This is a genomic window from Nocardioides hungaricus (assembly GCF_054782915.1).
On sequence record NZ_BAAGRO010000051.1, the window covers coordinates 1 to 11,424 of the forward strand.

Sequence of the window (11,424 nt, forward strand, 5' to 3'; positions counted from 1 at the left end):
ATTTCGCGATCCCACCAGCCACGCCACACGCCGGGCCGCACTGTCCCAAAGATCAGTGCTTCCCTAGATCTCGAACACCCCATCGATCTCGCTCGCGACAGCGTCGGCGACCAGTGGTGGCGGCGACGTCCCCGGGCGCGCACAGCTTTGGGTTGGTGCTGGGCTGGTGCTCGCGATGGCGACCGGCGGCAGGTGCCCGGTTGCCTTCCGTCCGGAACTGGTGGTCACGGCGACCAGCCCGTGCTGCGCAGCCACGGACGGTGTGGCCACCCGCACTTGGCATGAGCCAGGGGCATTTTCCGCGGCGGGTAGTGCGGGGGGCACTGAATCATGGCCATCGAGGGTCAGCAGACCGGGCGGCAGGACATTCACCGTGAGCTGGAGCGGGTGCGCGCAGACCTCCACGACCTCGTCGCACGCGCCACCTCTGCTGACCTGCGTCGCCGCACGAACGGGACCCGATGGACCAACGGTCAGATGCTGTGGCACATGGCGTTTGGCTTTCTCATCGTGCGTCGGCTGTTGCCGCTGATACGCCTCCTTGGTCGTGTTCCCGTCGCGTTCAGCCGCTCCTTTGCCGCAGTGCTGAACGCCGCCACACGGCCCTTCCACGTCATCAACTACCTCGGCGGCGTCGGTGGCGCGCTGGTGTTCCACGGGCCACGCCTGAGCCGGCACGTCGACCGCACCATCGACCTGCTTCACAGCCGCATGGACGCGGAGAGCGAGGAGGCGCTGACTCGCCGGATGCACTTCCCGGTCGGCTGGGACCCGTTCTTCCGCGACACGATGACCCTTGAGCAGGTGTACGCGTACGGCGCCCAGCACTACGACTTCCACCGAGCCCAGCTCCGCCGGTTCCCTGGTGCTGATCAACGAGCTGGTGCCGGTCTCGATCTGGGCGATGAACTTCGCGATGATGTTCTCACTCGCCTTGGGCATCGACTACGCGTTGTTCCTGGTGGTCCGCTATCGCGCCGCACGCATGGGCCACCATGAGTCCGCGCGGGAGGCGATCGCAGAGACGATGGACACCGCCGGCAAGGCGGTCCTGCTTTCGGGCGCCACCGTTCTGGTCTCCCTGTCTGCGGTGATGCTGGTGCCGTCGCCGTCGTTCCGGTCCATGGCCGGTGGGATCATGCTCTCGGTCGTCTTCGTCCTCGCCGCGACACTGACTCTGCTGCCGCTGGTGCTGGTGCTGGTCGACGAGAGGATCAACAAGTTCTCACTGCCCTGGGTGCGTGCCGGCGAGCATCGCTCCCCTGCCTTCGCGGCGTGGGGCGAACGGCTCTGGCGCCGCCCGGTGCTGTGGGGCGCTGGCTCGCTGATCGTGCTCCTCGCTCTGGCTGCCCCGATCCTCGGCCTGAGGACGGCGATGCCGTCGATCAAGGTGCTGCCCCAGGACGCCAGTGCGCGCATCGGATACGACCAGGTCCAGGACGCCTTCGGTCCGGGAGCGCCGGGGATGCTCCAGATCGTCGTCGACGGCGCTGACACGCTAACCGCAGTCAACGTCCTCAGCCACGACGCCGGGATCGGTGCGGTGCTGCCTGCCATGCCCGCCGCCGACGGCAGCGACCACCGCCTCATCCAGGCAGTGCTGACCGTCGATCCCTCCGAGCCCGAGCTCGCCGCCACCATCGAGCGTCTCCGCGCCGACCTCCCGGCCTCGGCGCTGGTCGGTGGTGCGGCCGTGGAGAACATCGACCTCAAGACCCAGCTCGACGAGTCCACCCCGCTGGTGATCGGTGTCGTTCTGGTGTTGGGTTCTTGCTCCTCATCGCACTGCAGGCGCCGCTCATCTCGTTGTTCGGCACGCTTGCCAGCCTGCTCTCCACCGCGGCCGCCTTCGGCGTGGCCCGGCTGGTCTTCCAGGATGGCCACGGCTCTGGCCTGCTCGGCTTCGAGCCCCAAGGCTTCCTCGACGCCTGGGCGCCGGTGTTCTTCTTCGCGATGATCTTCGCCATCGCGATGGACTACACCGTCTTCCTACTGGCCTCGGCCAAGGAGCACTGGGAGAAGTCGGGCGATCCACACGAGGCCATGGTCGGGGCGGTGGCCCACTCGGGCCGAGTGATCTTCGCCGCCGGCGGCGTGATGGTGGCGGTCTTCTTCACCTTCGCGCTCTCCGGGCCCCTGCCGCCCAAGGAGATGGGCGTCATCCTCGGCATCGCCGTCCTGCTCGACGCCTTCCTGATCCGGCTCATCCTGCTGCCCGTGATGCTGCGGCTGGCCGGCCGAGCCGCCTGGGCCACTCCGGCCTGGCTGCGCCGGATCCTGCCCCGCATCACCTTCTCCCACGGCTGAGAGGAACTCCCGTGACCATCGCCACCACCGACCACGGCTCGCCGCACGGCAAGGCCGTTCTCCGCGAGCTCGCCCCTCTGCACCGGGACCTTCGGCGGGCCATTCCAGACGTCTACAAGGGCTTCGGCGAGCTCAGCCAGGCCGCATTCGCCGACGGCGCAATCGACCGGAAGACCAAGGAGCTCATCGCCCTGGCGATCGGCGTCGTCGAGGGCTGCGACGGGTGCATCGCCTCCCACGGCCAGGCCGCTGCCCGCGCCGGCGCCACCCGCCAGGAGGCCGCCGAAGCCATCGGCGTCACCTTCCTGATGCACGGCGGTCCCGCAACGATCCACGGCGCCCGCGCCTACCAGGCCTTCTGCGAGTTCGCCGACGCCCTCGAAGCCGGCGAAGCCACCACCTGACCCGCACCTGAGCTGAACGGAGCCCCAGAGAATGTGCCACCCCAAACGCTGCCGCGCCTGCGGTAAGACCACCTGGGCCGGGTGCGGCCAGCACGTCGCCCAGGTCAGGGCACTCGTCCCGGCCGACCAGTGGTGCACCGGCCACAAGGACCCGAACAACGACAGATGGCTCAGCCGAATCTTCGGCCGCTGAAACAATAGGAAGCGCATGAACATCGACCGAGTCGTCCTCGCACTGGCTGGCACGCTCACCCTCACCAGCGCGATTCTCGCTGGTCTGATCTCGCCATGGTGGCTCCTGCTCGCCGGCTTCGTCGGCGCCAACCAGCTCCAGGCCAGTCTCACCGGCTGGTGCCCCGCAGCGATCATCGCTCGCCGGCTCGGCGTACCCAGAGGCTGCGCGTGCCACTGACGAGCGGCTCAGCGCCCGGATCCCCACATCATCCCCGGGCCCATGCCCCAGCCCGAGGCCTGACCCGACCACCCGCCGCAGCCCATGGCGCCGCGCCAGTCGGTGTCGAACCACTGTGCAAGCCAGCGTTGCATCTGGACGATCTCGGCGTGCTGGTCGTCTCGGATGCTTCGCGCGAGTTGGGCGACCTGGTCGTGGTCGGTGCCTTGCCACAGCAGCTGCTGGGACGTCATCACCGCCATCATGTGGTGGCCGACCATGTCTTGCAGGAACGTCTGGTCGAGCTGGTCGCCGGAGAGTCCGGACAGGTCGCGCATCATCGGCCGGTAGTCGACGGCGGCGGACTGCTCCGGGTACCAGTCCCGGAGCCAGGCCTGCATCTGCTGGATCTGCGCGGACTGGGTCTGCACGATCGCTTCACCGAAGGCCCGCATCTCTGGCCGGTCGGAGCGAGCCAGCTCACCGGCGGCGTCGACCGCCTCCTGGTGGTGGGCGACCATCTCGGCCAGGTACTCGGGTTTGCTGGCCACGCCGGCCCGACCCATCATCCCCATCATCGAGCCCCAGGAGTCGTCCCACCAACCCGGTGTACTGCCGGAGCCGGAAGTCATCATCCCGGGCCCCATCCGCGCCGACCAGTCGTCGTCGTCCTGGATCGCCCAGGCGATCGCGCCGACCGCGGTCACGCTCGCCACGACCACGACCACGACCAGGGCGATGACGAGGGCGGGCAGGCGTCGCATGGCAGCCTCCTCGTGTTCGGGGACGTTCCTCACCTCACGGTTCCGCACAGCAGGCAACTCCGGTAGGGCAGATCCGCCCCCGGGCTAGGGGTCCAAGGTCCTCAGACGTGCTGACTCGTGGGCTAGGTGCGGGCGACGTCGCGGCGTTGGAACCCGATCAGCCCGGCGAGGATGAGTGCGGCAGCGATGCCGAGGAGCCAGACCAGCGGCGCTGTCTCGAGGTGTCCGCCGGGCAGCTCCGGCAGGTGAGCGAACGGGGAGAGATCGAGCAGGGCCTGGGGGGACTGGAAGAGCGCGCCGGTCAGCTCCAAGATGAGGAACCCGACCCAGGCGACCCAGGCCGCGGGTGCAAGCCGGGGCGCCAGGCCGAACAGCGCAACCACGATTCCGGTGAAGATCCAGGCGCCGACCAGTTGCGCCAACGCCGCGGCGAACAGCCGGGGGACCTGCCCTCCCACGTCGTCGATGGTCAGCCCATAGACCAGACCCGCGATCAGTCCGGCCGCCGCGAGCGCGGCCGCCGGACCCAGCAGCGAGAAGGCGAGGTGACTGCCGATCCAGCGGAGTCGGGCGGTCGCGGTTGCCAGGACGGGCTCGGCGCGCAGCAGTTCTTCTTCGGCCCGGAGCCGGAGCCCGGCCTGCACGGCGTAGCCGGCAGCGATGACGCCCAGGATGCCGAAGATGCCGGCGAGGAACACGTCGCTGGCCCCGGCCCGTCCGCCGAGGCGTTGGAACATGTCCCTGAGCTGCTCGCTGTCGGCGAACACCTCCCCGGCGCTCTCGGCGGCCCCGGCGAACACCCCCACCCATCACGGCGAGCCCGGCCACCCAGCCGACCAGCGGTCCCCACTGGAGCCGCCAGGCCAGGGCGAATGGCCCGCGCAGCCACGGGGCCGCCCGGGCCGGGCCGAGCCCGGGGCGCACCAGCCCGGCACCGACGTCACGCCGCGCCGAAAGCGCCACGGCCGCGGCGGTGAGCGCGGCGACCAGGGCGGCGAAGAGGGCGAGGATCCACCACCGTTCCCCGGCGAACGGTCGGATCTCGTTCGCCAGGCCGAGCGGGGAGAGCCACGACAACCCCGGACCACCGTCGACGGCGCGGACCAGGAACGCGACGCCGAGCACGGCTCCGCCGATGCCCCGGGCGGCCGAGGCGCTCTCGGTGAGCTGCGCGACCAGTGCCCCGACGGCGGCGAACGCGCAGCCGACCGCGGCCAGCTTCAGTCCCATGGCCAGCGACCCGGCGGCGGGAAGCCCCTGGGCGACCTCACCGGCCGCGGCAACCAGCGCCAGCACCAGATTGCCGGCCCCTGTCACGGCCAGCGCCGCGACCAGCCCGGCCTGCCGACCGACCACGGTGGCACCGAGCAGCTCACGCCGGCCGGCCTCCTCATCGGCGGGTATGCCGAATGACGATCAGCAGGCTCACCAGTCCATACATCCACAACAGGTCGCTCGAGGACCAGGTAGCCAGAGCGCCGCGGCTATCGCCGTACAACGGCCCGTAGAGCATCAGGAACCCCGGGCTCTCGGCGAGCCCGACGTAGCCGGGCGACGCGTTCTCGACGCCCAGGATCGGGTAGCCGGCCAGGAGCAGGATCCACGCCGACAGCAGCCAGCGGTCCCGACGCAGGATCAGCCGGACCAGGGCGCCGGTGCCGACCACCGAGTCGGCCCAGGAGTCGACCGAGCTGGTCATCGGGTCTGCCCGGGTCCGGCTTGGGCGGCGGAGGGCTGGGCTTCGTAGTGGCGCAGGAACAGCTCCTCCAGGGTGGGCGGCTGGCAGACGACGCTGCGGACCCCGGCCGCGCCGAGGAAGCTCAACACACCAGGCAGCCCGGCGCTGTCCACCGCGAACCGGACCCGGGTGCCGTCAACCTGGACGTCCTCGACACCGGGCAGCGCCCCGAGTTTCTGCGTCGGTCCGGTCAGTTCGGCCGAGACCGACGTGCGGGTGAGGTGCCGAAGCTGCGCGAGCGTTCCGGTCTCCACCGCTTGGCCGGCGCGGATGATGGTGACCCGGTCACACAGCGCCTCGACCTCGCCCAGGATGTGGCTGGACAGCAGCACCGTCCGCCCTCGTTCCTGCCGATCCTCGGCGATGACCTGGCGGAACTCAGCCTCCATCAACGGATCGAGCCCGGAGGTTGGCTCGTCCAGCAGCAGCAGCTCGGCGTCGGACGCCAAGGCCGCGACCAACGGAACCTTCTGCCGGTTGCCCTTGGAGTAGGCGCGGCCCTTCTTGCGCGGGTCGAGGTCGAACCGCTCGAGCAGCTCGTCGCGGCGCTTGCCGTCCAGGCCGCCGCGCATCCGGCCGAGCAGGTCGATCACCTCACCGCCGGTCAGGCTGGGCCACAGCGCGACGTCGCCGGGGACGTAGGCGATCCGGCGGTGCAGCTGGGTGGCGTCGCGCCAGGGGTCGCCGCCGAACAGTTGCGCCGAGCCGGCATCGGCACGCATCAGGCCGAGCAGGATCCGGATCATGGTGGTCTTCCCGGCCCCGTTGGGCCCCAAGAAACCATGCACCTCACCAGCGCCGACACTCAGGTCCAGGCCATCCAGCGCGCGAGTCGGCCCGAAGCTCTTGCGCAGGCCGGCCACCGCGATGACTGCCTCCGCAGTTGTCGACGTCATCTGCCTTCTCCCTTCAATCGCCTTGCCGTGCGTGGACACCGGGCACCTGTGCTCAAGCGCGACGGGCGGCGCCGAGCAGGTAGTCGCCACGGATCCGGGTGACCGAGCCGAGGGGCTGCAGGCCGTGGCGGGGCAGTTCGTCGAGGAACTGCCCGGCGGTGAACCGGTCGTTTTCGGGATGGTCGAACAGGGCGCGGTAGCTGGGCCGGGCCAGGGCGTGGGCGGTGACCTCCTCGAAGTAGAAGACCCCGCCCGGGCGCAGCACCCGGGCGATCTCGGCCAGCGCGGTGCGCCAGTCCTCGATGTGGTGGATGATCGCGAAGTCGAACGCGGCGTCGTACGCCGCCTCGCCCGCACCGAAAACGGCGTGCAGGTCGGTGGCATCGCCCACGGCCAGCCGCGCCCGGTCGGAGTAGCGGCGCAGGCGTCGCTCGGCCTTGCCAATCATGTGGGGGTCCAGGTCGACCGCGTCGACGTGCCCAGCCCCGAAGTAGTCCAGGATCAGCCTGGTGCCGTGGCCCGACCCACAGCCGATCTCCACGGCACGGGATCCCGCCGGCAGCGAACCGCCGAGTCGGCGCAGGGTGGGCGCCTCGTACCAGCGCTGCAGCGCTCTGCGGGCCGGGTTGTCGACCACCCACGTCTCGGTCCGGTTCATCAACATCGCGTACTCCTCACCCGCCTGCTCGGATTCAGCATCCAGCGTGGATGGCACCCGGGTTTGACGATTCATCTAGACGGTAGGTTATCATCCGACTATGACGATGATGCAAGAGGAGCGGGAGACGTTGGCCCCCGCGACCGCGCTGTTCCGTGGGCTGGCCGATCCGGTGCGCTTGGCGATCCTGCGGCAGTTGGCCTCCGGGGAGGCGCGGGTGGTGGACCTGGAGCGCCGACTCGGGTTGGCCCAGTCCACGGTCTCGGCGCACCTCGGGTGCCTGCGCGAATGCGGCCTGGTCGAGTACCGGGCGGTGGGCCGGCAGTCGTTCTACTCACTGACCCGCCCGGAGCTGATGGACCTGCTAGCTTCGGCAGAGACCCTGCTGGCCGCGACCGGGCAGGCGGTGGCGTTGTGCCCCACTTACGGCACCCCCACCGCCGAGTCGGCGGCCAAGAGGGAGATCCGATGAGTACGGCGTGTGGCTGCGGCGACGACGAGCCCCGCGGCGACGGCAGCGAGCTGGAAGAGCGCGAGCCGGAGCGGTTATGGCAGGTCAGCGAACTGAGGTTCGCCGCGGCCGCCGGCGTCCTCCTGCTGGCCGCCTTCATTGCGGATCTCACCGACGCCTCGGACACTGTGGTCACCGGGTTGAACGCCGTCGCGCTGGCGCTGGGCGCGTGGACGTTCGTGCCGGGCACGTTGAGGCGGCTTGCCAAGGGCAAGATCGGCGTCGGCACGCTGATGACGATCGCCGCGGTCGGCGCGGTCATCCTCGGCGAGGTCGCCGAGGCCGCCATTCTGGCCTTCCTCTACTCCATCAGTGAGGGCCTGGAGGAGTACGCCGTGGCCCGCACCCGCCACGGCCTGCGCGCGCTGCTCTCCCTGGTCCCGCCCGAGGCCACCATCCTCCGCGACGGTGCCCAGGTCACCGTCTCCCCCGCCGAGCTCGCGATCGGGGACTTGCTCCTGGTCCGGCCAGGGGAACGGGTCGCCACCGATGGCGTGATCCGCACCGGCCGCACCGCCCTGGACGTCTCCGCCCTCACCGGCGAGTCCGTCCCGGTCGAGGCCGGCATCGGCGACACCGTCTACGCCGGCTCGATCAACGGCACCGGTGTCCTCGAGGTCGAGGTCACCACCACCGCCGAGGACAACTCCCTGGCCCGTATCGTCACCATCGTCGAGGCCGAGCAGTCCCGCAAGGGCAACGCCCAGCGACTGGCCGACCGGATCGCCCAGCCCCTGGTGCCCGGGATCATGGTCCTCGCCACGATCATCGCCATCGCCGGCAGCCTGCTCGGCGACCCCGCGACCTGGATCGAACGCGCCCTGGTCGTCCTGGTCGCCGCCTCCCCGTGCGCGCTGGCGATCTCGGTGCCGGTCACCGTGGTCGCCGCCATCGGCGCCGCCAGCCGCATCGGCGCCCTGGTCAAGGGCGGCGCCGCCCTCGAAGCCCTGGGCCGGATCCGGACCGTCGCCCTGGACAAGACCGGCACCATCACCCGCAACCAGCCCGCCGTGGTCCAGGTCGCCACCGCACCCGGCCAGACCCGGGAGCAGGTCCTCGAGATCGCCGCCGCCCTGGAATCCCGCAGCGAACACCCCCTGGCCCGCGCCATCCTCGCCGCCGCTCCTGACCACCGCGACGCCGAGAATGTCGAGGCCGTCACCGGCGCCGGCCTCACCGGCACCATCGACGGCCGGCCGGCGCGCCTGGGGCGACCGGGCTGGATCGTCGCCGGCGACCTCGCCGGGCCAGTGACCGCCATGCAGGAAGCTGGCGCCACCGCGGTGCTGGTGGAGTACGACGGAGTTGTGATCGGCGCCGTCGCCGTGCGCGACGACCTGCGTCCCGAGGCCGCCGAGGTGGTCGCCCGGCTCCGCGCCGGCGGCTACCAGGTCGCCATGCTCACCGGCGACAACGAACGCACTGCCACCGCGCTGGCCGCCCAGGCCGGCATCACCGACGTCCATGCCGAACTTCGGCCCGAGGACAAGTCGGCCATCATTCACCGGCTCCGCGAGACTCGTCCGACAGCGATGGTCGGCGACGGCGTGAACGATGCGCCCGCCCTGGCCACCGCCGACGTCGGCATCGCAATGGGTGCAATGGGCAGCGACGTGGCCATCGAGACCGCCGACGTCGCCCTGATGGGTGAGGACCTGCGCCACCTGCCGCACACCCTGACCCACGCCCGCCGGGCACGGTCGATCATGCTGCAGAACGTCGGCCTCTCCCTCGGCCTGATCGCCATCTTGATCCCGCTCGCCGCCCTCGGTGTGCTCGGGCTCGCCGCCGTGGTCCTGGTCCACGAGATCGCCGAGATCTTCGTGATCGGTAACGGCGTCCGCGCCGGCCGCGCCCGCCCGCTGCCTCCCCCGCCGGCCGCCACCCACCCGGCCCCGGTGTCAGATCCCGCGGAAGCCGGGATCCGGTGAGCCGCGGGCCCTCCAAGGCCTCGACGCGGACGCGAACCGGCCGCCTCACGGTCGTGCTGGCGGCAGCCACGGTGGCCGCGGTCGACCTGGCCGCCAAGGCAGCATCCGAGTCCCGGCTCGTCGACTCCACGGTCGACCTCGGCCTGCTCCAGCTGCGGCTGGCCTACAACTCCGGCGTGGCGTTCAGCATGGGCGACCGACTCCCCGTCGGGGTGATCGTGGCCATCACCGCGGCCATCGCCGTCGCCATCATGGTGTACGCGTGGCGCAGAGCCCCGCACGCCGGGCGGGTCGAACGGATCGCCGGCGGCGCCGTGATCGGCGGCGCCCTCGCGAATGTTGTCGACCGGGCCCGCGACGGCGTGGTCACCGACTACCTGCACACCGGCTGGTGGCCCACCTTCAACCTCGCCGACACTTTCCTCGTCACCGGATTCGTCGTGATCGCCCTGCTGCATACCCGCTCCGAGCGGAGGACGGATACCCCGGAGTCGGTTGCGGACCAGCCGTCCGCCTCGACGGTCGCTGACAACCCGAGAAGCTCGTCAGAGGCGCCACGGGAGCGGCGCGCGACCTAAGGACTGGACCGTATGACCGGCGCCCACTGTCAGCCGGCTCCCCACGATCGCGGCCTGGTGATGGCAGTGCCGAGCGCGTTCTCGGTGCCTGTGCGAGCGGGGCACCAGGGCCCCGGGAGGCAGATCGAACGTCGAGCACCCCAAGCCGGCACCCGCCACGCCACCAAGAGAAGTAGTCAGCCGAAGGATGATGGACATGGGATTGCTCAGCTCCTCCCTGCAGGCGATTGGCCTGTTCCTGGTCACCAACATCGACGACATCATCGTCCTGTCGCTCTTCTTCGCCCGCGGAGCCGGGCAGCGTGGTACGACCGCGAGGATCGTCGCAGGGCAGTACCTCGGATTCGGTGGCATTCTCCTCGCCTCGCTCGCGGTGACCCTCGGAGCTGGCCTGTTCCTACCCGACGACGCCATCCCGTACTTCGGCCTCATCCCCCTGCTGCTGGGCGGATACGCCGCCTGGCAGGTGTGGCGCAACGGCGACGAAGACGACGACAGCCTCGCCGACAAGCCGATCAGCGCCCTGACCGTGGCCGCGGTCACCTTCGCCAATGGTGGAGACAACATCGGTGTCTACACACCGGTGTTCCTCGCGGTAGGCACCGGCGCCCTCGTCGCCTACTGCGTCGTCTTCCTGGCGCTGGTCCCAGTCCTCGTCCTTGCCGCTAAGTTCGTGGCCACCCGCAAACCGATCGCCAACGTGCTCGAGCGTTGGGAGCACATCTTGTTCCCCCTCGTCCTCATCGTGCTCGGCCTCGTCATCCTGATCGAGGGCGGCGCATTCGGCCTCTGACCATCCGGCGAGGCATCCTGCCCGCCACCGTGCATGCGATCGAGCGGCCTGGAAGGCCCGCGAGCCCTGTCGTCGCCCCATCTCCCTGGCGCGCCGGCGTGTTCGACGTGGCCATCCGCAGTCGGCGTGTAAGAGGGGGTGCTTTCGCGATGGTGGGAACCGGGTGACACTGCCTCATGCCCATCGAGGGTCAGCGATCCGACCGGCAAGGCATCCACCGCGAATTGGAACGAGTGCGCGCAGACTTCCACCACCTCGTCGTAAGCGCCACTTCCGCCGACCTTCGTCGCCGCACTAACGGGACTCGGTGGACCAACGGTCAGATGCTGTGGCATATGGCGTTTGGCGGCTCTTCGCAGTTGAGCGTGGTCGTGTCGTAACGCAAGGTGAAGCGCCCCAGGTTCCTTGCCGGTCCTATACGGGTTGCGGCTCTCGGTTGAGAGTCGCGTAGTG

At 70.2% G+C, this 11,424-nt stretch carries 15 protein-coding genes and 1 pseudogene; 11 read left to right on the plus strand and 5 right to left on the minus strand.

Going from position 1 to position 11,424, the window contains the following annotated elements; genetic code table 11:
• Positions 1-330: 330 nt before the first annotated feature.
• The 5 genes and pseudogenes from ACYVKX_RS19045 to ACYVKX_RS19065 all read left to right on the plus strand — a co-directional run bounded on the left by ACYVKX_RS19045 (position 331) and on the right by ACYVKX_RS19065 (position 3,123).
• A complete protein-coding gene (locus ACYVKX_RS19045) occupies positions 331-999 on the plus strand; it encodes a DinB family protein (protein WP_460835258.1) in 669 nt (222 codons plus the stop codon).
• Positions 920-1,240, plus strand: a pseudogene (locus ACYVKX_RS19050) (MMPL family transporter); the annotation flags it as partial. The gene ACYVKX_RS19045 and the pseudogene ACYVKX_RS19050, both read left to right, overlap by 80 nt.
• Before the next feature lie 566 nt (positions 1,241-1,806).
• Positions 1,807-2,307 carry an MMPL family transporter gene (locus ACYVKX_RS19055; RefSeq protein WP_460835259.1) on the plus strand — a complete coding sequence of 167 codons (501 nt, stop codon included), beginning with the start codon at positions 1,807-1,809 and terminating at the stop codon, positions 2,305-2,307.
• Positions 2,308-2,318: 11 nt separating this feature from the next.
• Positions 2,319-2,711: a carboxymuconolactone decarboxylase family protein gene (locus tag ACYVKX_RS19060; protein ID WP_460835260.1), complete on the plus strand. Its 393-nt coding sequence runs from the start codon at positions 2,319-2,321 to the stop codon at positions 2,709-2,711.
• Positions 2,712-2,919: 208 nt separating this feature from the next.
• The gene (locus ACYVKX_RS19065) at positions 2,920-3,123 is read left to right on the plus strand and encodes a YgaP family membrane protein (RefSeq protein WP_460835261.1); all 204 of its coding nucleotides are present in this window, start codon (positions 2,920-2,922) and stop codon (positions 3,121-3,123) included.
• An 8-nt stretch (positions 3,124-3,131) separates the two neighbouring features.
• Here ACYVKX_RS19065 and ACYVKX_RS19070 read toward each other — a convergent pair whose 3' ends face one another.
• Entirely contained in the window at positions 3,132-3,866 is a 735-nt protein-coding gene (locus ACYVKX_RS19070) for a DUF305 domain-containing protein (protein WP_460835262.1), read from the minus strand.
• A gap of 122 nt (positions 3,867-3,988) precedes the next feature.
• Positions 3,989-4,603 carry a hypothetical protein gene (locus ACYVKX_RS19075; protein ID WP_460835263.1) on the minus strand — a complete coding sequence of 205 codons (615 nt, stop codon included), beginning with the start codon at positions 4,601-4,603 and terminating at the stop codon, positions 3,989-3,991.
• Between ACYVKX_RS19075 and ACYVKX_RS19080 the strand changes: the two genes are divergently transcribed.
• The gene (locus ACYVKX_RS19080) at positions 4,602-5,279 is read left to right on the plus strand and encodes a hypothetical protein (protein ID WP_460835264.1); all 678 of its coding nucleotides are present in this window, start codon (positions 4,602-4,604) and stop codon (positions 5,277-5,279) included. The genes ACYVKX_RS19075 and ACYVKX_RS19080 overlap by 2 nt on opposite strands.
• Here ACYVKX_RS19080 and ACYVKX_RS19085 read toward each other — a convergent pair.
• Genes ACYVKX_RS19085 through ACYVKX_RS19095 form a run of 3 tightly spaced genes read right to left on the minus strand, consistent with a single transcriptional unit; the run spans position 5,257 to position 7,164 of the window.
• Positions 5,257-5,565 carry a hypothetical protein gene (locus ACYVKX_RS19085; RefSeq protein WP_460835265.1) on the minus strand — a complete coding sequence of 103 codons (309 nt, stop codon included), beginning with the start codon at positions 5,563-5,565 and terminating at the stop codon, positions 5,257-5,259. The two genes, ACYVKX_RS19080 and ACYVKX_RS19085, sit on opposite strands and share 23 nt — an antisense overlap.
• Positions 5,562-6,500 carry an ABC transporter ATP-binding protein gene (locus ACYVKX_RS19090; RefSeq protein WP_460835272.1) on the minus strand — a complete coding sequence of 313 codons (939 nt, stop codon included), beginning with the start codon at positions 6,498-6,500 and terminating at the stop codon, positions 5,562-5,564. Before ACYVKX_RS19090 ends, ACYVKX_RS19085 begins: the two co-directional genes overlap by 4 nt.
• A gap of 52 nt (positions 6,501-6,552) precedes the next feature.
• Positions 6,553-7,164, minus strand: coding sequence for a class I SAM-dependent methyltransferase (locus ACYVKX_RS19095; RefSeq protein WP_460835266.1), 612 nt, complete (start codon positions 7,162-7,164; stop codon positions 6,553-6,555).
• Positions 7,165-7,258: 94 nt separating this feature from the next.
• On the opposite strand from ACYVKX_RS19095, the gene ACYVKX_RS19100 reads away from it, so the two are divergent.
• The 5 genes from ACYVKX_RS19100 (at position 7,259) to ACYVKX_RS19120 (ending at position 11,351) form a co-directional block, all read left to right on the plus strand.
• Positions 7,259-7,630, plus strand: coding sequence for an ArsR/SmtB family transcription factor (locus ACYVKX_RS19100; protein WP_460835267.1), 372 nt, complete (start codon positions 7,259-7,261; stop codon positions 7,628-7,630).
• On the plus strand, positions 7,627-9,600 hold the full coding sequence (locus tag ACYVKX_RS19105) for a heavy metal translocating P-type ATPase (protein ID WP_460835268.1): 1,974 nt from the start codon (positions 7,627-7,629) through the stop codon (positions 9,598-9,600). The genes ACYVKX_RS19100 and ACYVKX_RS19105 overlap by 4 nt, the downstream gene beginning before the upstream one ends.
• Positions 9,597-10,178 carry a signal peptidase II gene (gene lspA, locus ACYVKX_RS19110; protein ID WP_460835269.1) on the plus strand — a complete coding sequence of 194 codons (582 nt, stop codon included), beginning with the start codon at positions 9,597-9,599 and terminating at the stop codon, positions 10,176-10,178. The genes ACYVKX_RS19105 and lspA overlap by 4 nt, the downstream gene beginning before the upstream one ends.
• Before the next feature lie 196 nt (positions 10,179-10,374).
• Positions 10,375-10,971 (plus strand): cadmium resistance transporter, encoded by a 597-nt coding sequence (locus tag ACYVKX_RS19115; protein WP_460835270.1) that lies wholly within the window; start codon positions 10,375-10,377, stop codon positions 10,969-10,971.
• 176 nt (positions 10,972-11,147) lie between these two features.
• Positions 11,148-11,351 carry a DinB family protein gene (locus ACYVKX_RS19120; protein WP_460835271.1) on the plus strand — a complete coding sequence of 68 codons (204 nt, stop codon included), beginning with the start codon at positions 11,148-11,150 and terminating at the stop codon, positions 11,349-11,351.
• Positions 11,352-11,424 lie beyond the last annotated feature (73 nt).

What these genes read in the sequence shown, in the direction of transcription:
- ACYVKX_RS19045 (WP_460835258.1), top strand. Translation starts at nt 331, where the DNA reads ATGGCCATCGAGGGTCAGCAGACCGGGCGGCAGGACATTCACCGTGAG.
- ACYVKX_RS19065 (WP_460835261.1), top strand. Translation starts at nt 2,920, where the DNA reads ATGAACATCGACCGAGTCGTCCTCGCACTGGCTGGCACGCTCACCCTC.
- ACYVKX_RS19070 (WP_460835262.1), bottom strand. Translation starts at nt 3,866, where the DNA reads ATGCGACGCCTGCCCGCCCTCGTCATCGCCCTGGTCGTGGTCGTGGTC.
- ACYVKX_RS19080 (WP_460835264.1), top strand. Translation starts at nt 4,602, where the DNA reads ATGTCCCTGAGCTGCTCGCTGTCGGCGAACACCTCCCCGGCGCTCTCG.
- ACYVKX_RS19075 (WP_460835263.1), bottom strand. Translation starts at nt 4,603, where the DNA reads ATGTTCCAACGCCTCGGCGGACGGGCCGGGGCCAGCGACGTGTTCCTC.
- ACYVKX_RS19085 (WP_460835265.1), bottom strand. Translation starts at nt 5,565, where the DNA reads ATGACCAGCTCGGTCGACTCCTGGGCCGACTCGGTGGTCGGCACCGGC.
- ACYVKX_RS19090 (WP_460835272.1), bottom strand. Translation starts at nt 6,500, where the DNA reads ATGACGTCGACAACTGCGGAGGCAGTCATCGCGGTGGCCGGCCTGCGC.
- ACYVKX_RS19095 (WP_460835266.1), bottom strand. Translation starts at nt 7,164, where the DNA reads ATGTTGATGAACCGGACCGAGACGTGGGTGGTCGACAACCCGGCCCGC.
- ACYVKX_RS19100 (WP_460835267.1), top strand. Translation starts at nt 7,259, where the DNA reads ATGACGATGATGCAAGAGGAGCGGGAGACGTTGGCCCCCGCGACCGCG.
- ACYVKX_RS19105 (WP_460835268.1), top strand. Translation starts at nt 7,627, where the DNA reads ATGAGTACGGCGTGTGGCTGCGGCGACGACGAGCCCCGCGGCGACGGC.
- ACYVKX_RS19115 (WP_460835270.1), top strand. Translation starts at nt 10,375, where the DNA reads ATGGGATTGCTCAGCTCCTCCCTGCAGGCGATTGGCCTGTTCCTGGTC.
- ACYVKX_RS19120 (WP_460835271.1), top strand. Translation starts at nt 11,148, where the DNA reads ATGCCCATCGAGGGTCAGCGATCCGACCGGCAAGGCATCCACCGCGAA.